We start from the raw sequence: 18,756 nt of genomic DNA, 5'->3' as shown, positions 1-18,756 counted from the left end.
GGAAGGGGGTCGGCCCTCAACCCCCGCTGCAGCCGAGGAAGTCGGTCTGGGTCAATTCGGTGCACCGGACGGCGATCTGGGTGTCCCGCAGCAGGATCACCACGACGATCAGCACGAGCAGACCGACCGCCGCGCCGATCTGCACCCTCCGGCGGATGGCCTGCGCCGGGTAGACCATCGCCGCCGTGATGGCGGCGCCGACGACCAGACCGCCGAGGTGACCCTGCCAGGAGATCCCGGACAGCTGGAAGCTCAGGTACAGGTTGATCGCCAACACGAACAGCAGTTGTTTCATGTCGTACCGGAACCGCTTGAAGACCACCACCAGCCCGCCCATCAGGCCGAAGATCGCACCGGAGGCACCGATGGTGGGCGTCAGCTCGCCGGCGAACAGCATGACGGCGGCCGACCCGCCGAGCAGCGCCAGGAGGTAGACGACCAGGAATCTGGCGCGGCCCAGGATGCGTTCCATCGGCAGGCCGAGAAAGTAGAGCGAGAGCATGTTGAGGGCGATGTGCACCACCGAGGCGTGCAGGAACCCGCCGGTCAGCAGGCGCCAGAACTGGCCGGAGGCCACCAGGGTCGGCGCCAGCAGACCGTCGCGATAGACCGCCGAGGGGGTCAGATCGGTGCCGGACCTCGCCTGGACTGCGGTGATCAGGAAGACCAGGACGTTGATCCCGATCAGCGTGAAGGTCACGATCGGCTGCTGACCGATGCGCGCGCCGGTGACGCCGAGCGGCGCCCGCTGAGCAGCCCGGCCCTCGGCGACGCAGGCCCGGCACTGGAAGCCGACACTGGCCTGCGTCAGGCATTCCGGGCAGGCCGGGCGCCCGCAGCGCGTGCAGTGCAGGGCCGTCTGGCGGTCGCGGTGGAATGCACACGCCTCGACCACCGCCGGCGGGCCGTACTGGATCGGCTGGCCGTACTGGATCGGCTGGCCGTACTGGATCGGCTGGCCGTACTGGACCGGCGGGCCGGGGTGCGGGTACCCGTACTGACCCGGATAGGGGGATCCCGCCGGAGGTTCCTGTCCGGCCGGCGGCGGCGGGGTCGTCATGAGCTCATCGATTCGCCTGTCGCCGCTGACCGGTCGGTCAGGCCTCTTCCTTGCCCTCGACGGTGATCGAGTTGATCACGACGTCGTCCGACGGGCGGTCGAAACGGTCGGTGGCGGTGCCACCGATGGCATCGACGATGGCGCGGGATTCGGCGTCGGCGACCTCGCCGAAGATGGTGTGCTTGTTGTTCAGGTGCGGCGTCTTGCCCAGGGTGATGAAGAACTGCGAGCCGTTGGTGCCCGGACCGGCGTTGGCCATGGCCAGCAGGTAGGGCTTGTTGAATCCGAGGCCCGAGTGGAACTCGTCGCCGAAGGTGTAGCCGGGGCCGCCGCGGCCGGTGCCGGTCGGGTCCCCGCCCTGGATCATGAAGCCCTCGATGACCCGGTGGAAGACTGCCGAATCGTAGAAGGGCCCACTGTCGGTGCCGGCGGCATTCTTGCCGCTGTACTTGCCGGTGCCATCGGCCAGACCGACGAAGTTGGCCACGGTCTTGGGGGCGGCGTCCGGCAGCAGCTGGATGCGAATGTCACCACGGTTGGTATGCAGGGTTGCGTAGAGGTTACTCACCCCTCCATCCTGCCACGGACGCCCGACACCGCTGCTCACCACAACTCAGCCCTGGACGCTGCTGCAGTAGTCCGGAGCCGCCCCGGTCTCCAATCGGAGCCCGTAGATCGCGCAGACGGCCATCACCCTGGCCTTGATCGACGGGCTCTCCTCCTCTTCCACCACGACTGCGATGTTGCCCTTGGACACCGCGTAGACCGATCTCCCGGTGGAATCCTGCGTCATCTGACCGGGTGTCGACATCGAGCCGCCGACCCAACCCGACGGTTGGGTGGCCGGCTGGGAGCCGCCCACCGGTACGTGCTGGTCGACCGCGGCGGCGGCAGCCTCCGGATTTCCGGCCAGGACGACCCGGACGCTGCCGATCAGGCCGCCGTCGGAGCGGTAGAACACGCACGTCGGATGCGGGGTCACGGCGATCAGCCGGGTCGGGCCGTGGTGCTGACCGGTGATGACGGAGACGACGTCCGCGCTCAGGTAGGGGCATTCGCCGGGCGCTGCCGCCGGTTCCGAGGTCGCCTTCGGGGGGCCGACGCTGACCGTGATCGTCGGCCCGGGCCTCGTCCGCGTGACGGTGGTCCTGACGGTGCTGCCCGGGGCAGGGGCTCGACTGGGGGTGGGGGCCGGGGTGGACGCCCTGCTCACCGGTGCGGGGATGCTGCTGCTGGGTGCGGGGGCCTGGCTGGTGACCGGAGGCGCCGCCGTGACCAGGGGTGCCGCCGTGACCAAGGCGGAGCCCGAGGTGCACCCGGTCAGCAGCAACCCGAGCAGGGCGGCGAGGGCGGCCGCCACACGAGATCCCGTGACTGCACGGCCCACTGCACACCCCGTCCCGACCGACCTGCTGATACATCGGGACGTTAGTCCGGACCCCATGAACTCGTGGTGTGGAGGGTCCGGGGCTGAGGTCACCCTCACCAGCGGTAGACGGCCGGTAGGATCGCCTCAGGATCGACCGTCCGGCCGGCACCTGCCGTGGCGGGTGAGGCGTAGTGGGTGAGGACAGTCTTGGTGAGGGAGCTCCCCGTGGTGGTGACGCAGCGCCGGAACACCTCGCAGCGCGCCGTCATCACCTCGGTGCTGGCCGGTACCGACGAATTCCTCTCCGCCCAGGATCTGCATGCCGCGCTGCGGGCGTCCGGGTCCACCGTCGGGCTGGCCACGGTCTACCGCGCGCTGCAGGAGATGGCCGGGACGGGTGACCTGGACGCGGTGCGCAACGAGACCGGCGAGGTCCTCTACCGCCAGTGTGCGCAGCCCGCGCACCACCACCACCTGGTCTGCCGGTCGTGCGGCCTGACCCAGGAGGTCGCCGCACCCGGAGTCGAAAAATGGGCGCGCGCGGTCGCCGAGCAGTACGGGTACGTCGAACTCGATCACCAGGTCGAGCTCTTCGGTCTCTGCGCCTCCTGTGCCGCCAAGCGCTGACCCCCTTTGGCATGGATCAACTTCCCGGGCGTGGATCAACTTCTCACGCATGGATGAAGGTTGACGTTTTGGGGCCGGTGGGACAGGAGTCATCACTTTCATCCATGCAGACCCGGCCGGTCCCGCAGACCCGGCCGGTCCCGCAGACCCGGCCGGTCCCGCAGACCCGGCCAGGCACGCAGACCCGGCCGGCCGCATCGCCGTAAGCACCCGGTAAGGAATTCTGATCGCCACCAGCGGCCGCGGCGAATCACACTGAGATGCGCTCCGCCCCAGCGGGTCGACGTGAAACTCACGTGGAGCAGCCCAAGAGCTGGACAGGAGCCTTCCCATGCCGGTGTTGATCGCGATCGGCCTTCTTGCCGGTCTGATCGCGGGGGTCTCGCCCTGCGTCCTGCCCGTGCTGCCGGTCATCTTCTTCGCGGGAGGGACCGGCCAGGCGTCGACCACCTCCAGCAGATCGGAACGGCTGCGCCGGCCGGCGGCGATCATCCTGGGACTCGTCATCAGCTTCTCGGTGTTCACCCTGCTCGGATCGACGCTGTTGTCGTTCATCGGCCTTCCGCAGGATTTCCTGCGCTGGGCGGGCCTTGTCGTCCTCGTCCTGGTCGGGGCCGGCTTGCTGTTCCCGCCCCTGGAGCGGTTGCTGCAGCGCCCTTTCCAGCGGCTGCCGCAGGTGTTCGGGCGGGGCGGTTCCCTTGACGGTCGTGGACGTCCCGGCGGCAACGGCTTCGTCCTGGGCCTCGGGGTCGGCACGCTCTACGTCCCGTGCGCAGGACCGGTGCTGGCCGCGATCAGCATTGCGGGTACGGGCGGACACGTCACCGGAGGGGTCGCCGTCCTGACGGTGGCATTCGCAGTGGGCGTGGCCGTCCCGCTCTTCGCCTTCGCCATGGCCGGGGGCGGAATCTCGCGCCGCCTCTCGGCATACCGACGGCGCAGCAAAGCCTTTCGGATCGGCGGGGGCACGGTGATGGTTCTGCTCGCCCTCGCGCTGACCTTCAACCTGACGGACGGTCTCCAACGGGCGGTGCCGGGGTACACCCAGGCCCTCCAGGCCCGGGTCGAGGACGGCCCGGCCGCACGAGCCGCACTCGCGGGCCTGAACCAGCAGGCGCCGAGCCCAACAGAGGTAAAAAACCCCACACCGGCAGCACCAACACCGGCACCACCCGCAGAGGTGGCGCAGGTCGCGACCGGCCCCGTCACGACCTGCGTCTCGCACGCCCGCACGCTGGCGAACTGCGGGACAGCGCCGGCCATCATCGGAATCCAATCGTGGCTCAACACTCCGCAGGATCAACCGATCGCCCTGTCGCGCCTGCTCGGGAAGGTCGTGCTGGTGAACTTCTGGACCTTCTCCTGCATCAACTGCCAGCGGACCCTGCCCTACCTCAAGGCCTGGTACCGCGCCTACCACTCCAGCGGTCTGGAGATCATCGCGGTCCACACGCCGGAGTTCTCCTACGAACACGACCTCGGCAACGTGCAGGACGCCGTCCGGAGTGACGGGATCACCTACCCGGTGGCACTGGACAACACCAGTGCGACCTGGCGCAACTACAACAACGCCTACTGGCCGGCCCAGTATCTCCTCGACGCCCAGGGGACCGTCCGGCACGTGGTGGACGGTGAGGGTGGCTACACCGACAGCGAGCGGTTGATCCGCCAGTTGCTCAGGGCGGCGAACCCCGCCGTGGCGCTCCCAGCACCCATCGACCCGGCGGTCCCCGTCGGGTGAGCCCGGCCGTCGGGTGGGCCCGGCCGGCGGTCGGGACTGCGCCCCATAGACTGCAACCGATGATCCCCGCCGAGCCTGCCTCTCTTCTCGCAGCGGTGGTGCTGTCCATGCGACTTCGCCATGGTGCAGCCGGCCCCCTCTGCTCGTCGACGAAGGAGACCAGATGACCGAGGCGTTCATGCCGTTGATGCGTGAGGGACTGGATCCGGTCGCCGGTCTGGCCCTGCGCCAGCGGGACGAACCGGTGAGCAGACTCGAGTTCCCGTTCGGGATCTCGGCCTGGCTGGTGACCGGTTACGACGACGTCCGCGCCGTGATCGGCGACACCAGGGCCTTCAGCAACGACTACAGCAACGTGGTGGCCAGCACCGGTGGCCAGGCGACCGCCGAGCAGGATCCGGGCGGGCTCGGCTTCAGCGACCCGCCCAAGCACACCCGGCTCCGCAAGGCCCTGACGCCGGAGTTCACCGTGCGCCGGTTGTCCAGGCTCCTCCCGCGGATCGCCGAGATCGTGGAGCAGCAGTTGGACGTGATGGCCGCGACCGGATCACCCGTCGACCTGGTCGAGACCTTCGCGATGCCCATCCCGTCCCTGGTGATCTGCGAGCTGCTGGACGTGCCCTACCCGGATCGTGCGGACTTCCAGCGGCTCAGCGGGTCGCGGTTCGACATCTTCGGTGGGGCCGGTACGGGCCTGGACGCGATCACCGAGTCGCTGGAGTACATGAGCGAGCTCGTGGCCGCCCAGCGCTCGCACCCCGGCGACGGCCTCCTCGGCATGTTGATCCGCGAACACGGCGACGAGATCACCGACCAGGAACTCGCGGGCCTCGCCGACGGGCTGTTGATCGGTGGCCACGAGACGACGGCCAGCATGCTGGCCCTCGGCGCCATCCTGCTGCTGCAGAGCCCGGAGACGGTCGAGCAGATCCGCACCGACGACCAGGCCATCGCTCCGGCCGTCGAGGAGATGCTGCGGTACCTGACGGTGGTGCAACTGGCCTTTCCCCGTTTCGCGAAGCAGGACATGGAGCTCGGGGGCCATCAGATCAAGGGCGGCGAGATGGTGCTGTGCTCTCTGTCCGGCGCGAACCGGGACCCGGCTCTCGGTGATTACATGCAGTCATTCGACCCGGCGCACATGTCGCCGCACCTGGCATTCGGGTACGGGGTGCACCGATGCGTGGGAGCAGAACTGGCCAGGATGGAACTGCGAATCGCCTATCCGGCGTTGTTCCGCCGGTTCCCCCAGCTCCGGCTGGGTATTCCGTCGGACGAAATCACCTTCCACGACTACTCGCTCGTGCACGGCGTCCAGAACCTCCCGGTGGCCTGGTAGGCCCGACTGCGCACGTTGGAGGCTCGTTCCGTTTACTGAGAGCAATCTTTAGGTCCGAACGGGTGAACATGCGGATTCCGTTGCAATCCCGCAATCCGTCGCCGAGTCTGTGGCGAATCGCCTACATGTGGACCAGCGGAGCACAGAATGCAGCCCGGCAATCCCGGGTTGCCGACCTAGACCCGCCCCTGCAAGTCCTGCTGTCGCCAGCCGGATAGCTCCAGTCGGCGCAAGGACCCTCGATCCACTCTCGTAGCTCCCTTCGGCAACCCCAGAAGGAGACACATCGGTGATTGACCGACTGCGCACGACGCAGTATCCGCGAATTCGGTGACACGAAAATCCCAGTTGGGAAGTCGTGAACGCAGTGTTGTTGCGGAAATGCATCCACCCGAGAACCAGTGAAAGGAACGACCGATGGGAGATCCACAGCTCTTCGACGGAAAGCCGGTGTTGCAGTTCGCCACCGAGACGAACCGCCGGAGCTTCCTGAAGTACGCAGGATTGGTAGGTGTCGGTGCGAGTTTGGTGGCAGGCGGCGTCTTCAGTGCTCCGTACGCAGCAGCCAATGTCGCGGCCGTCGCCAAAGGTGACCTCGACATCCTGAACTACGCGTTGACGCTCGAATACCTCGAGGCCGACTTCTACGCGACCGGTGTGGCCAAGGGATTCCTGACCGGTCGTACCCTCGACCTGATCGCCCCGATCGCCGATCACGAGAAGGCGCACGTCACCGCGCTGACCTCCACGATCAAGTCGCTGGGCAGCACGCCGGTCACCAAGCCGAAGATCACGTACCCGGCCGGCACGTTCGCCAGCATGAGCTCCTTCCTCGGCACCGCCCACGTCTTCGAGGAGCTGGGTGTCACGGCCTACCACGGCCAGGTCCCGTTGATCCAGAGCGGCGACATCCTCGGTGCGGCAGCCTCCATCGCCGGTGTCGAGTCCCGCCACGCAGCAATCATCGCCAGCCTCATTGGCGGGGACCCGTTCCCGCACCACATCGAGGAACACGTCACCATGGCCACGGTGCTCGCCGCCGTCAAGCCGCTACTCAGCTGACCCAGAGGAGGAAGAAAACATGTCAAGAAGTGAATTCGTTCGCGGGGAAATGGCGTCCGTCCCGGCCCCACTCGCACTTGCGGCCCTCAACAACCGTTGGGCTCTGGCGTCGGCGGCAGATTTCGCCAGCGACATCGATGTCCTGAACTACGCACTCACCCTCGAGTACCTGGAGTCGGCGTTCTACACGCAGGGCCAGGCAGCGAACCTGCTGTCCGGCACCGAGAAGGCGTACCTGGACAAGATTGCCGCTGACGAGGCCTACCACGTCACCGCCATCACGGCCACCATCAAGCAGCTCGGTGGCACGCCGGTCGCGGCTCCCGGGGTCAACTTCGGTGCGGCGTTCGCCAGCCGGACCAGCTACCTGACGACCAGCCACACCTTCGAGAACGTCGGCGTCGGTGCCTATCTCGGCGCCGCCGGCTACATCAAGGACAAGGCTGTCCTGCAGGCTGCTGCCGGAATCTTCGGTGTCGAGGCACGGCATGCCGCCGTCGTCGGCAACCTGCTCGGGCTCAAGCCCGAGGGTGGCGTCTACATGGGTGCGTTCGAGACCGGTATCGCCAAGGCGACCGTTCTTGCCGGTGTGGCTCCGTTCATCGTCCAGATGACCCCCGGAAACACCCCGACCGGCGCCGCCAACACCGGTGGTGGCTCGGCCTCCAAGGACGACAACTCCGGGCTGTTCGCACTGGGCGGGGCTGCCCTCCTGGGTGCCGCCGGTGCGGCCGTCTACGCGGCCAAGCACCGCGCACCGGAGTCGGCCGAGTAGGTCCTGTCGCTCTGGTTGTGGCTCCACCGCATCACACGTCGCTCCGCGGCGGGGGATCAAATCTCCCGCCGCGGAGCGGTTTCGTTTCCCCGTCGACCTCAACCCTGGAGGAAGGCGAAGATCCCTTGGGCGAGCGCCTGCGCGTACCACTGCTGGCCATCGGTCGAGGACATGATCGCCGCCTCCGTCGCGTTGCGCATGTTCCCGCACTCGATCAGGATCTTCGGTCTGGTCGAGCGGTTGAGCCCGGTCAGGTCGTCACGCTTCCAGAGTCCGCCGCTGCCAAGGGTGTTCGACGCCGGGAAGCCTGCGGCGACGGCCGCCGTCGCCAGGCACGACGCCAGTCGTAGGGAAGCCGCCGCCATCGCGGCGCCCGCCGGAGGCCTGGTCGCCGTCAGTACGTAGAATCCTCTGACCTCCGGCGGAGCACCGTCACCGTGGATCGATACGGCCGCGTCGGCACCGGCATCGTTCTCGATGGCCGCCCGCTTGTCCGTGCACGGCCCGACCCCGGTGTCGCTGGACCTGGTCATCACCACGGTGATGCCCTTCGCCTCCAGCAGCGGCCTGAGGTAGGTGGCCACGTTCCAGGTGAACTCGTGCTCCGGATAACCGGCGTCGGTCTGGGTTCCGGTGGTGTTGCAGACGTTTCGCTGTCCGTAGCCGCCGTCGACCAGCTGGTTGATGATCTCCGGGTGCTGGCCGTTGGCGCCGTTGTGGCCCGGGTCGATGGTGACGACCTTGCCGGCCAGGCCGCGGCCCGAGACCGGCCTGGTGCTGGACCGGGCGGACGTGCTCGACGAGGACGAACTGCTGGACGTCACGGGAGTGGTCGATGCAGCGACTCTGGTGGGCGGCTGCGTGGTGGGAGTCGACGTGGCGGATGTCGACGTGTGTGCAGGAGTGGTGGTACCCGGGGCGGTGCCCGGATGGGTGCCGTGCGTCGTACTCGTGGTGGGCCTGCTGGTCACCGGGGTCAACGGAATGCGGCTGCCGGCCATCGACGAGGTGGCCGACGAAGTCCTCGCAGCGCTCGTCCCGACCGGTTCCAGACCCGGAACGGTGACCCGGGCACTCGTTCCGCCGGTGGCCAGGGATGTTCGCCCCGCCCCGGTCGTCGTCGCCGACGAGGTCGGCGTGCCGGTGGCCTGGCCGGTGGTCTTGCCGCAGGCGGCCAGCAACAGCACCGCCATACCCTGACCGGCAGCGATCAGGGCCGTTCGTCGATTGAGAGGGGGAGCCATCTGCTCACCCTGACATCAGAAGTGCCCATCTCCTAACAGGCACGACGGCTCGAGCGGATGTCCCGATATTCCGGTTTGTCGCCTGTTTGATCGGGATAAGCGCTGTGTCTCGTTCTAATAACAGTCAGAAACGCACCCATCCAACCCGCAAACGCCCCCGAACCAGAGATGTCAGCCGAGAGAATCTCCCGGCCGGCCAGGAACGAAGTTCCGCGGTGGTTGATCCGGCGAGACCGGGTGAATGCGAGCAGTACAGATGTTGGTATCTCCATGCCCGAAACCCGGCCTCGCGGCCAAACGTCCCGACCAACCCAGATGGACATCCGTCCACCATCCGAAGTCGAAGGAGCATTTCCAATGATCATCAAGCGCCTCGCGGTCCTCACCGCAGCCGGCGGGCTGGCCCTGGCCCTGGTGGCCTGCGGGTCCAGCAGCACGGCAGCCACGGCCAGCTCGTCCGCCTCCTCTGCCATGGCCTCCAGCGCCATGAGCTCGAGCCCGATGACCTCCGGAGCCATGACGTCCGGTGCGATGACCTCCGGTGGCGCCACCGGTGCCTCCGCACTGGTCGGCAGCGGCTGCGCCGCCTACGCCAAGGCCGTTCCGTCGGGTGCCGGATCCGTCGGTGGCATGGCCGCCGACCCGGTGGCCACCGCCGCCAGCAACAACCCGCTGCTCAAGACCCTGGTCGCCGCCGTCTCCGGCAAGGTGAACCCGAAGGTCAACCTGGTCAACACGCTGAACAGCGGCGATTTCACCGTCTTCGCCCCGGTCGACACCGCGTTCGCCAAGGTCCCGGCGAGCATGATGACCACGATCTCCGGCGACTCTGCTCTGCTCACCAAGATCCTGACGTACCACGTGATCCCGGGCCAGCTGAACGCCAGCCAGGTCATCGGCAGCCACAAGACCGTCGAGGGTGAGTCCGTCACGGTCACCGGTTCCGGCGACAGCATCAAGATCAACGGCACCAGCGCGGTCATCTGCGGTAACGTCAAGACCAAGAACGCCACGGTCTACCTGATCGACACCGTCCTGACCCCGCCGTCGCTGGCCTCGGCCGCAGCGGGCGCCATGACCTCCGGCGCGATGACGTCCGGCGCGATGACGTCCGGTGCCATGACCTCCGGCGCGATGACCTCGGGCGCCACCATGACCGGTGCCTCCGCCCTGGTCGGCAGCGGTTGCGCCGCCTACGCCAAGGCCGTCCCGGCCGGCGCCGGATCCGTCGGTGGCATGGCCGCCGACCCGGTCGCCACCGCCGCCAGCAACAACCCGCTGCTGACCACCCTGGTCGCGGCCGTCTCCGGCAAGGTGAACGCCAAGGTCAACCTGGTCAACACCCTCAACTCCGGTGAGTTCACCGTCTTCGCACCGGTCGATTCGGCCTTCAAGAAGATCGACTCGAAGACCATGACCACCCTCACCACCGACAGCGCGCTGCTCACCAAGATCCTGACCTACCACGTGATCGCGGGTCAGCTCGATGCCAGCAAGATCGACGGCACCCACAAGACCGTCGAAGGCGGATCGGTCACCGTCACCGGTACCGGCAACAACATCAAGATCAACGGCACGTCCACCGTCATCTGCGGCAACGTCAAGACCAAGAACGCCACGGTCTACCTGATCGACACCGTCCTGACCCCCCCGGCCATGTGATCCGGTCCCACCGCATTGCACCACCCTGCACACGTAGCACCTGAATCAACCCGAAGGGCCCCGGCGGATCTCCTCCCGCCGGGGCCCTTCGGCCGTTCCGGGCCCCGACGCGCACGGCTGACGGCCAGTGGCCCTATGGTCGTCCGGATGGAGCCCGCACCGGTGCACGGCGTCCCCGGAGCCCTGCTGCTCGCTCCGGGCGCCGGAGCGACCCGGGACCACCACACCCTCGTTGCCGTGCAGGACGAGGTTGCGCCCCTTCCGTGCCTGCGAATGGATTTTCCGTATCGGCTCGCCGCAAAGCTCGGCCTTTCGCCCGGCCGACTGGTGCTGGGCGGACGCTCCTACGGGGGCCGGATGTGCTCGATGGCAGTAGCGCAGGGGCTCCCGGCGGCCGGCCTGGTGCTGTTGAGCTATCCGCTGCATCCACCGGGAAAGCCCGAGAGGCTGCGGGTGGACCACTTCCCGCGCATCGATGTGCCCGTGCTCTTCGTTTCAGGGGACAGGGACCCGTTCGGGTCGCCGGCCGAGTTCGCGGAACAGATCCAGCGGATCCCCGGCCCGGTCACCCAGGTCTGGGTTCCGGGAGCTCACGACCCGCGCGGCGCGGATGCCCTCGTCGCCGCGGCGGTGCGGAGCTGGCTGGTGTCCCTGGGTGTCGACGACGAGAGGTGACAGAGGTGGCCGAACACACCGACGTTGCAGCGCTCGACATCCTGCGCGACTCCTTCGAGCGCATCGAACGATGGATCAGCCACGCGTCGTCGACCCGGGCCGACCGCCGCCGATGACGACCCGGCGAGCGCGCAGCGGCTGCCGGCAATCGAAGGTCACCCGCCGCCTGGCCGCCGGCCCTACCGATTCACCAGGACGTTCCCGCCGTGCGCCCATCCGGACGTAGTAGCTGACCAGGGCCTTGCTGCTGGGATAGCCGATCACCGCGGCCCCCAGGGCATGCCACTGCGGGAACTCCTGCCGGATGAGCCGGCCGGCGAAGTCGTGCCCGTCCCGGCGCGACACCAGCGTGGTCAGCACGATGGTGGGACGGCCGATGCCGCGGTGCCGGCGCTCCCGCTTCAGGGTCAGCCACTCCGGATTCAGCAGGGCGAACTCGATCAGCCCCAGCAGCTCGATCACCGGTGCTGCGCACAGCAGGGCCACCAGCGCCCAACCGGCCCCGTCGTGGCCCTGGGCGAACAGACCGAGCGACGCCCCCGCGGCCAGGGCGAGCCAGAGCCCGAGCGACAGGGCGGCAAGGGCCCGGCAGCCGGGCTGCCGACGGGCGGGTGTCCCGTCGCAGAACGACAACGAGGCGTCGGGGGTGTGACGGATGTGCCCGGCCGTGGCACCGACGATCGCCAGGTGCAGCGGCCAGAGCCACGGCACCACGAGATGCCCGACCAGAGGCACGTTGCCGAGCAGGGTCATTCGCCGGGTGCGGAGCATCGCTACCCGCGCTGCCTCCCGGATGGTGGTGACCTGGGCCGGGCCCGTACCCACCTCGGCCGGGCCCAGGTACACGGGAGGGAGGGAATTGGATTTCCGGCCGATATCGTTCGCGGTCGAAATTACCGACGATAGAAGGAGCGTCATACCGCTAATTTTCTACCTGACACCCGAGCAATCGCTGGTCCGAGCGGATAGTCAACGCCATTCAGGTGAAATACCACCAACTGCCGACCCGCACCCCGACAATAAAGGCAATTCAGACATATCCGTTGGCAGCCGGTCGATGTCGTCCTGGGCCGGTCGAGAACAATCGGTTGTTCTGTCCCCCGATTGCCCGTCCTGGTATCGAGTCGGTGACCGTGGAGGTGTGCCTGTCGGGTCGAGCTGGGACGATCGACCCGATGAAACCTGATCGGGGCGCCGCCGAATCGGTCGTGCGCCAATTGTGGAATCGCATCTCGTCGAGTCTGGGGGGGCCTTGGGGCACCGCCCGACGAGCGTTCGGGTCCGGTCCGCCGGGAGAATGGCTACCATCAGGTGGGGCGGGACTGTCGGGACCCTCCTCAAGCGACCGAAAACTCAGTGGCTGACCGGCCACGATCGGATAGACCCGAGAGGACGCGTCCCGTAGTGGTAGCCGCCGACACGCCCACCCGGTCCAGGGACCGCCTGCGTCCTTCCAACTCCGCCCTGGTCATCGGTGCGGTCGTGCTCGCCGTCACGGCTCTGCCGATCGTGTTCCCCTGGATCACCTCCGGCCGTATCGTCTCCGACCTCGGACAGCTGGCGGCAGCGGTCATCGCCTGGCTCGCGTGCCGACGGACCGCACGATCGACGAGCGGCCGGATGCGCCGGAGCTGGCGGGCGATCAGCGTGGGTTGCGCCGGATGGGCCGTCGGTGAACTCCTGTGGACGGTGCTCGACGTCGGCTACGACGGCCAGGTGCCCTACCCCTCCCTCGCGGACGTCGGTTTCCTGGTCTTCCCGATCGGGGCGATCGCCTGCCTCCTGCTGTTCCCGCCGGCCGGCGGGAAGATCGACCGGGTCCGGTCGGTGCTGGACGGGTCTGCGCTGCTGGCCGCCCTGATCGCGATCTACTGGGCCACCGCGTCACCGTTCGCGAACGACGGCCGGGCCCCCGTCACCGGGTTGCTGGCCATCGTGACGATCGCCTACCCGACGGGCGACCTGCTGATCATCGGCCTCGCCTTCTACATCGTGTCGCAGCCCACCAGGCATCGACTCGCCCTCGTCCTGCTGGCCGGGGGCGTCTCGGTGATGGCCCTGGCCGACGCCGGCTTCGCCGCCCTGGAGTCCACGGACTACCAGGCCCGGCTGCCGGACATCGGCTGGGCGGCCGCCTTCCTCTTCCTGGGCTGCGCGGCCACCATCGGAGGGCGGCTGCTGGCCGTCGACCGGGCCACCGGGAACAGCCCGCCGCCGAGCCAGCCCCCCGGCGCGAGCATGCTGCCCTACCTGCCGCTGGCCATCGCGGTGGCCACCGTCGGGTTCCGCGCGATCACCGGCCGGGGCGCCGGGGTGGTGGAGACGGCCGCGCTGACGGTCGCCGTCAGCGCAGTGCTGCTCCGCCAGTACCTGACCGTCCGGGACAACCGCCAACTGCTCGGGGTGGTCGCCTCCCGCGAGGCCCAACTCGTCCGGCAGGCGTTCCAGGACCAGTTGACCGGGCTGCACAACCGGGCCCTGTTCACCGACCGGGTGGCGCACGCCCTTGATCTGCATCGGCGCGACCTACGGCCGGTCGGCCTGCTGTTCTGCGATCTGGACGACTTCAAGGCCGTCAACGACACGTACGGGCACGCCGCGGGTGACGAGGTGTTGATCCGGGTCGCCGAACGGCTCCGCGGAGCGCTTCGCGACGGAGACACCATCGCGCGTTTCGGCGGCGACGAGTTCGCGGTCCTGCTGGAGGACGGGAGCGAGCCGACCACGGTGGCGACCAGGATCATCGACGCGTTGCGGGCACCCTTCACGGTCAACGAGATCGTCATCCACGTGGGCATCAGCGTCGGGGTGACCGACCTGGACGGACAACAGACGATCCCGACGCTGGACGAGCTGCTGGCACATGCCGACGTGGCGATGTACTCGGCGAAGCGATCCGGCAAGGGCCGGCTGGCCCTGTGGGAATCCACCATGGTGCTGCCCGCGGCCGTCGATCTTCGGCTCCGGGAGCCACTGCGGACCGCTCTGCGGACGGGCGGGATCGTCGCGGTGTACCAACCGATCATCAACCTGGAGGACGGGCGGATGACGGCCGTCGAGACCCTGGCCCGGTGGATGCACGACGGCCTGCAGGTGTCGCCGGTGGAGTTCGTCCCACTCGCCGGGCGTGCGGGACTGATGACCGAGCTGACCGATCACATGCTCAACGAGGCCTGCCGGCAGATGGCGACCTGGACCAGGAATCTGGGCGACCACGGTCTCCGGACGGGCGTGAACATCCCACCGCAGCTGATCGTCGACCAGCAGTTCCCGGATCGGGTGGCCTCGATCCTGGCCCGCTACGACGTCCCGCCGGAGCAGCTGGTCCTCGAGATCACCGAGGACGCCCTGCTCGGCGACCTGGCGACCGCGCGGACGGTGACCAGCCGGCTGCGCGAGCTGGGCGCGTCCCTCTCTCTCGACGACTTCGGCACCGGTTACTCCTCGCTCCTGCACCTGCGGCAGATTCCGCTGGACGCACTGAAGATCGACATCAGCTTCATCGACGACATCGACCGGGACGCCGATGCGGAACGGTTTCTGCGCGCCTTCCTTTCCCTCGGACGCGATCTCGGCCTGACGGTCACCGCCGAGGGTGTGGAGCGGGAGGGTCAGGTGACCGCGCTGCGCCGCCTCGGATGCCCGACCGCGCAGGGGTTCCTGTTCGCCAGGCCGGGCACGGCTGCCGAGCTCGAATCCGGTCTGCTGGCCCCCGGGGCACACTGGACGCCAGCGGCCACACCGGCTGCTCGTGGCCGCCGCAGCACCCCGGGAAGGGTCGGATGACCGAGCAGGACACCCCGTTCGACTACACGAACCTCACCGGACGGCCGTCCGGGCCGGTGGTCAGGTTGCTGTCCAGGGTCGTGCCGGGGGTTCGTCAGGTCCAGGATCAGGTGGCGCCGTACGCCGGGCACTGGCGTGCGTCCAACCTCAGCGCCCTGGAGCAGAGCGGCCCGCTGTGGTGTGCGCTGGGTGATTCCATGACGCTCGGCATCGGCGCGTCGGCGTTCGACCGCGGCTGGGTGGGTCAGCTCGCCGAACAGGGCTCGGTGCCCCGTCGGCTGATCAACCTGTCGGCCAGCGGGGCGAGGGTCGCCGACATCCTGGACCGTCAGCTCCCGGCGCTGGAGGCGTTGGGCATCGAGCCGGCCCTGGTCACCGTGCTGATCGGGTCGAACGACCTGATCAGCCCGCGTTACCGCAAGGTCTTCCCGGAGCTGTTCGGACAGATGCTCAGGCGCCTGCCGGTCGCTTCCGTGGTGGCCAGCCAGCCGAACCCCTCCCGGGCGGCGTTGGAGGCGAACGCGACCCTGGACCGGATCGCGGCCGAACGTGGTCTGGTCATCGCCGATCTGCGCGATCCGCGGACGACGAGCTGGAAGGGCAGACTGGCCCCCGATCACTTCCATCCCAACGACCTCGGCTACGCGGGCATCGCCGAGGTCTTCGCCGGCGCGATCGGTGACCGCCCGGCGGCCTGATCGTGGGGTGCGAACGTTCAGATGCGCACCTTGGCCGCGTCGATGACGGCGGCCTGGACGGGGTCGGGCGCGCTGCCCCCGAGATGACGGGGCAGCCACCACCGGTCGCGCAGGCTGACCGGTCGGTCCGGGTACTCGCGCTGGGCGGCGTCGAGCAGCTCACCCATCGCCGTCCGGAGCAGCGCGTCGATCTCCTCGATGCTCTGCCAGGGCTGCGGATGGATCGGCTCGCCCACGAAGATCATCACCGGGATGTGCCGGCGGAGGGACCCCCGGCCATCGACGGTGACGAGTCGATGGCCACCCCAGGTGATCGTCGGGATCAACGGCACGGCCAGCTCCGACGCCAGGGTGGCCGCGCCCCGCTTGAACGGCTTCAGCGTCCAGGCCCGGCTGATGGTGGCCTCCGGGAAGACACCGACCAACTGGCCGTCCTGCAACGCCCGGTAGGCATACCGGTAGGCCGGGGCGCCGGTCGCGCGCTCCACCGGAATGTGCCCCATGGCCCGCATCAACCATCCGATCACGGGCAGCCGGAAGACCGAGCCCTTGGCCATGAACCGGACCAGACGGCCGTGCCGGTCGGCAGCCAGACCCAGGAAGGTGAAGTCCAGGTAGCTGGTGTGGTTGGAGGCGATCACCGCCGCCCCACCGGCCGGGAGGTGGTGCGCACCTCGGATGTCGAAACGGATGTCCATCACCGCGAAGAAGGCCTTGAAGATCCGGATGATCGTCCGGTAGACGCGGTCGTGCCGGTCCTTGGGCCTGCTCACCTGGTGGTTGCTCACCGCTGTGTTCGCCGCCGCGGCCCTCCCGGGTTGGGCACAACGGTCGACCTCGCTGTTGGGCGGTCGTCACCCGGCAGTGGTATACCTGCTGGATGCGCCCGATCAGGTATGTGGTCATCTCGGCACTGGCACTGGTTCTCACCGCGGTCTGGGCCGCGCCCGCCGGCGCGGTGGCCCCCCAGGAGTACGTCGCCCTCGGCGATTCGTACTCCTCCGGCCTCGGCGCCGGCGGCGGTTACACCGGAGGCAGCTGCGACCTCAGCACGAATGCGTACTCCGCGCTGTGGAGTGCCGCCCATGCGCCGGCCTCCTACCGCAGCGTCGCCTGTGCCGGGGCGACCACGGCCGGCGTGATCAGCACTCAGGTGCCGAGCCTGTCCAGGTCCACCACGCTGATCAGCATCACCGTGGGCGGCAACGACGTCGGGTTCTCGAACATCATGACGACCTGCATCCTGCAGGGCACGTCGGCCTGCGTCGCCGCAGTGGATTCGGCTGAGCACCAGGCATCCTCGGTGCTGCCGGGGCGCCTGGACGCCACCTACCACGCGATCTCCGCTGCTGCCCCGTCCGCGAAGGTGGTGGTGCTGGGCTACCCGCTCTTCTACCAGCTGCACGTCTGGTACTGCCTGGGGTTGTCCGAGACCTCCAGAGCCAAGATCGACGAGGGCATCGGGGCGGTGGACGACCTGATCGCCGCGGCCGCATCACGTCACGGCTTCACCTTCGGCGACGTTCGCTCCGCCTTCGTCGGCCACCAGCTCTGCAGCGGGAACAAATGGCTGCACGCAGCCGACCTGGCCGACGTCGCGGAGTCCTACCATCCGACGGCCGCCGGCCAGCGCCAGGGATACCTGCCGGTGTTCACCGCCGCGGCGGCCGGCTGATCGATCGCAGGGTGGCCACCGATCACCTTCTTGCCCTACAGTGCGGTCACACCAGCTCGCCCTCCGGCAACGGGGACCGGGGCCCGGGCTCGTGCGACGGAGGTCAGTGGAAGTGCCTGATGCCGGAACCGGGATCGGCCACCGGGAGGACCAGCCGACAGGAGCGGCGTTGGCCGCCGTCTACGCCGCGGTGCAGATCATCCCGCTGGCTGCCGTGGCCCATACCGCCTCCTACGAGATCGTCGCAGCCAACGAGGCGTGCTCGGCCCTGCTGAAGATCCCGGTCGAGGGCATCCAGGGTCGGCTGGTCCGGGACTTCATCCCGCTCAGCGACCGGACGCCGGCCAAACACCTGGCGATGGACCTGCTGCAGAATGCCGATGCCGATGCCGTGGGTGCGACAGGGGCGACGGCGAGTTCCCTGCGCCGGCTGATCCTGGACGACGGCACCGCGGTGACCTGCTGGATGCACGTCGGCATCGCCCACATCGCCGGATACCGCCTGTTCATCGCGTGCATGGACCTGGTGAACCCGGTGCTCAACGATGCCCACCGGTGGCGCCAGCGGGCCGATCACGACGAGCTGACCGGTCTGCTGCGCCGCGGGCCTCTCCTGGACAACGTGCGGGAGTGGCTGGCCGGCGAGCACCAGGTGGTGCTCGCCTTCCTGGACGTCGACGGTCTGAAGTCGGTGAACGACACCCACGGGCACGCTGCCGGTGACCACATCCTCTCGGTGATCTCCCGGCGGCTGGAGCAGCTGACTGCCCCGGGAGCCTTGGTGGCGCGGCTCTCCGGAGACGAGTTCGTGCTGGCCAAGGCCTTGCGGCCCGATACCGCACCGGACCCGACGGTGCAGAATTTTCGCGGCGCGGCCGGCCGCTGCGTGGCTGAACCCATCGCCTGGGCCGACCATCTGCTGACCATCTCGGTCAGCACCGGCGTCGTCGTCAGCCGCCCGCACGAGCAGACCGGGACCCTGTTGGCCAGGGCCGATGCCGCCATGTACGCCGAGAAGGGTCAACGCCGGGCGTAGCTTGGGG

18 protein-coding genes and 1 pseudogene are annotated in these 18,756 nt (G+C 68.5%); 13 read left to right on the top strand and 6 right to left on the bottom strand.

Translation table 11 applies throughout. The features are described from left to right. Positions 1-16: 16 nt before the first annotated feature. The 3 genes from H7F38_RS04495 to H7F38_RS04485 are packed head-to-tail and all read right to left on the bottom strand — an operon-like array spanning position 17 to position 2,420. Complete coding sequence (locus H7F38_RS04495) at positions 17-1,060, bottom strand: rhomboid family intramembrane serine protease (protein WP_222618446.1); 1,044 nt, start codon at positions 1,058-1,060, stop codon at positions 17-19. A 37-nt stretch (positions 1,061-1,097) separates the two neighbouring features. Continuing rightward, a complete protein-coding gene (locus H7F38_RS04490; RefSeq protein WP_187093045.1) occupies positions 1,098-1,628 on the bottom strand; it encodes a peptidylprolyl isomerase in 531 nt (176 codons plus the stop codon). A gap of 45 nt (positions 1,629-1,673) precedes the next feature. Beyond that, positions 1,674-2,420: a DUF2020 domain-containing protein gene (locus H7F38_RS04485; RefSeq protein WP_222618445.1), complete on the bottom strand. Its 747-nt coding sequence runs from the start codon at positions 2,418-2,420 to the stop codon at positions 1,674-1,676. Between the two features lie 219 nt (positions 2,421-2,639). Between H7F38_RS04485 and H7F38_RS04480 the strand changes: the two genes are divergently transcribed. The 5 genes from H7F38_RS04480 (at position 2,640) to H7F38_RS04460 (ending at position 7,973) form a co-directional block, all read left to right on the top strand. Next, on the top strand, positions 2,640-3,056 hold the full coding sequence (locus tag H7F38_RS04480) for a Fur family transcriptional regulator (protein ID WP_255498238.1): 417 nt from the start codon (positions 2,640-2,642) through the stop codon (positions 3,054-3,056). 331 nt (positions 3,057-3,387) lie between these two features. Continuing rightward, positions 3,388-4,797 carry a cytochrome c biogenesis protein/redoxin gene (locus H7F38_RS04475; protein ID WP_187093044.1) on the top strand — a complete coding sequence of 470 codons (1,410 nt, stop codon included), beginning with the start codon at positions 3,388-3,390 and terminating at the stop codon, positions 4,795-4,797. 163 nt (positions 4,798-4,960) lie between these two features. After that, positions 4,961-6,136, top strand: a complete 1,176-nt coding sequence (locus H7F38_RS04470) for a cytochrome P450 (RefSeq protein ID WP_187093043.1) — start codon at positions 4,961-4,963, stop codon at positions 6,134-6,136. 417 nt (positions 6,137-6,553) lie between these two features. Next, positions 6,554-7,198 (top strand): ferritin-like domain-containing protein, encoded by a 645-nt coding sequence (locus tag H7F38_RS04465; protein ID WP_187093042.1) that lies wholly within the window; start codon positions 6,554-6,556, stop codon positions 7,196-7,198. Positions 7,199-7,217: 19 nt separating this feature from the next. Then, positions 7,218-7,973 carry a ferritin-like domain-containing protein gene (locus H7F38_RS04460; protein WP_187093041.1) on the top strand — a complete coding sequence of 252 codons (756 nt, stop codon included), beginning with the start codon at positions 7,218-7,220 and terminating at the stop codon, positions 7,971-7,973. 98 nt (positions 7,974-8,071) lie between these two features. Here the strand turns inward: H7F38_RS04460 and H7F38_RS04455 are convergent, their stop codons facing one another. Further along, positions 8,072-8,797 (bottom strand): N-acetylmuramoyl-L-alanine amidase, encoded by a 726-nt coding sequence (locus H7F38_RS04455; RefSeq protein ID WP_222618444.1) that lies wholly within the window; start codon positions 8,795-8,797, stop codon positions 8,072-8,074. Here H7F38_RS04455 and H7F38_RS25460 point away from each other — a divergent pair. The 4 genes and pseudogenes from H7F38_RS25460 to H7F38_RS04440 all read left to right on the top strand — a co-directional run bounded on the left by H7F38_RS25460 (position 8,766) and on the right by H7F38_RS04440 (position 11,554). Then, positions 8,766-9,173 carry a hypothetical protein gene (locus tag H7F38_RS25460; protein ID WP_222618443.1) on the top strand — a complete coding sequence of 136 codons (408 nt, stop codon included), beginning with the start codon at positions 8,766-8,768 and terminating at the stop codon, positions 9,171-9,173. The genes H7F38_RS04455 and H7F38_RS25460 overlap by 32 nt on opposite strands. A gap of 401 nt (positions 9,174-9,574) precedes the next feature. Beyond that, positions 9,575-10,261 (top strand): annotated as a pseudogene (locus H7F38_RS26470) (fasciclin domain-containing protein); the annotation flags it as partial. A 30-nt stretch (positions 10,262-10,291) separates the two neighbouring features. After that, on the top strand, positions 10,292-10,879 hold the full coding sequence (locus H7F38_RS26465; protein WP_187094476.1) for a fasciclin domain-containing protein: 588 nt from the start codon (positions 10,292-10,294) through the stop codon (positions 10,877-10,879). A gap of 147 nt (positions 10,880-11,026) precedes the next feature. Next, positions 11,027-11,554 carry an alpha/beta family hydrolase gene (locus H7F38_RS04440; RefSeq protein WP_222618441.1) on the top strand — a complete coding sequence of 176 codons (528 nt, stop codon included), beginning with the start codon at positions 11,027-11,029 and terminating at the stop codon, positions 11,552-11,554. A 75-nt stretch (positions 11,555-11,629) separates the two neighbouring features. Here H7F38_RS04440 and H7F38_RS04435 read toward each other — a convergent pair whose 3' ends face one another. Then, entirely contained in the window at positions 11,630-12,400 is a 771-nt protein-coding gene (locus H7F38_RS04435; protein ID WP_187093039.1) for a hypothetical protein, read from the bottom strand. A gap of 558 nt (positions 12,401-12,958) precedes the next feature. On the opposite strand from H7F38_RS04435, the gene H7F38_RS04430 reads away from it, so the two are divergent. Both H7F38_RS04430 and H7F38_RS04425 read left to right on the top strand, forming a co-directional pair. Next, positions 12,959-15,340, top strand: a complete 2,382-nt coding sequence (locus H7F38_RS04430) for a bifunctional diguanylate cyclase/phosphodiesterase (protein WP_187093038.1) — start codon at positions 12,959-12,961, stop codon at positions 15,338-15,340. After that, positions 15,337-16,038: an SGNH/GDSL hydrolase family protein gene (locus H7F38_RS04425; protein WP_187093037.1), complete on the top strand. Its 702-nt coding sequence runs from the start codon at positions 15,337-15,339 to the stop codon at positions 16,036-16,038. Before H7F38_RS04430 ends, H7F38_RS04425 begins: the two co-directional genes overlap by 4 nt. Positions 16,039-16,055: 17 nt before the next feature. On the opposite strand, the gene H7F38_RS04420 is transcribed toward H7F38_RS04425, so the two are convergent. Beyond that, positions 16,056-16,811: a 1-acyl-sn-glycerol-3-phosphate acyltransferase gene (locus H7F38_RS04420; protein WP_222618440.1), complete on the bottom strand. Its 756-nt coding sequence runs from the start codon at positions 16,809-16,811 to the stop codon at positions 16,056-16,058. Positions 16,812-16,918: 107 nt separating this feature from the next. On the opposite strand from H7F38_RS04420, the gene H7F38_RS04415 reads away from it, so the two are divergent. Further along, positions 16,919-17,713 carry an SGNH/GDSL hydrolase family protein gene (locus tag H7F38_RS04415; RefSeq protein ID WP_187093036.1) on the top strand — a complete coding sequence of 265 codons (795 nt, stop codon included), beginning with the start codon at positions 16,919-16,921 and terminating at the stop codon, positions 17,711-17,713. A 112-nt stretch (positions 17,714-17,825) separates the two neighbouring features. After that, positions 17,826-18,749 carry a GGDEF domain-containing protein gene (locus H7F38_RS26240; RefSeq protein WP_305080156.1) on the top strand — a complete coding sequence of 308 codons (924 nt, stop codon included), beginning with the start codon at positions 17,826-17,828 and terminating at the stop codon, positions 18,747-18,749. The last annotated feature ends 7 nt before the right edge of the window (positions 18,750-18,756 follow it).

The sequence above is a fragment of the Nakamurella sp. PAMC28650 genome, from assembly GCF_014303395.1.
In the GTDB taxonomy this organism is placed as follows: domain Bacteria; phylum Actinomycetota; class Actinomycetes; order Mycobacteriales; family Nakamurellaceae; genus Nakamurella.
The sequence above is the reverse complement of the archived record's forward strand: the minus strand, read 5'-3'. Positions and strand labels throughout refer to the sequence as shown.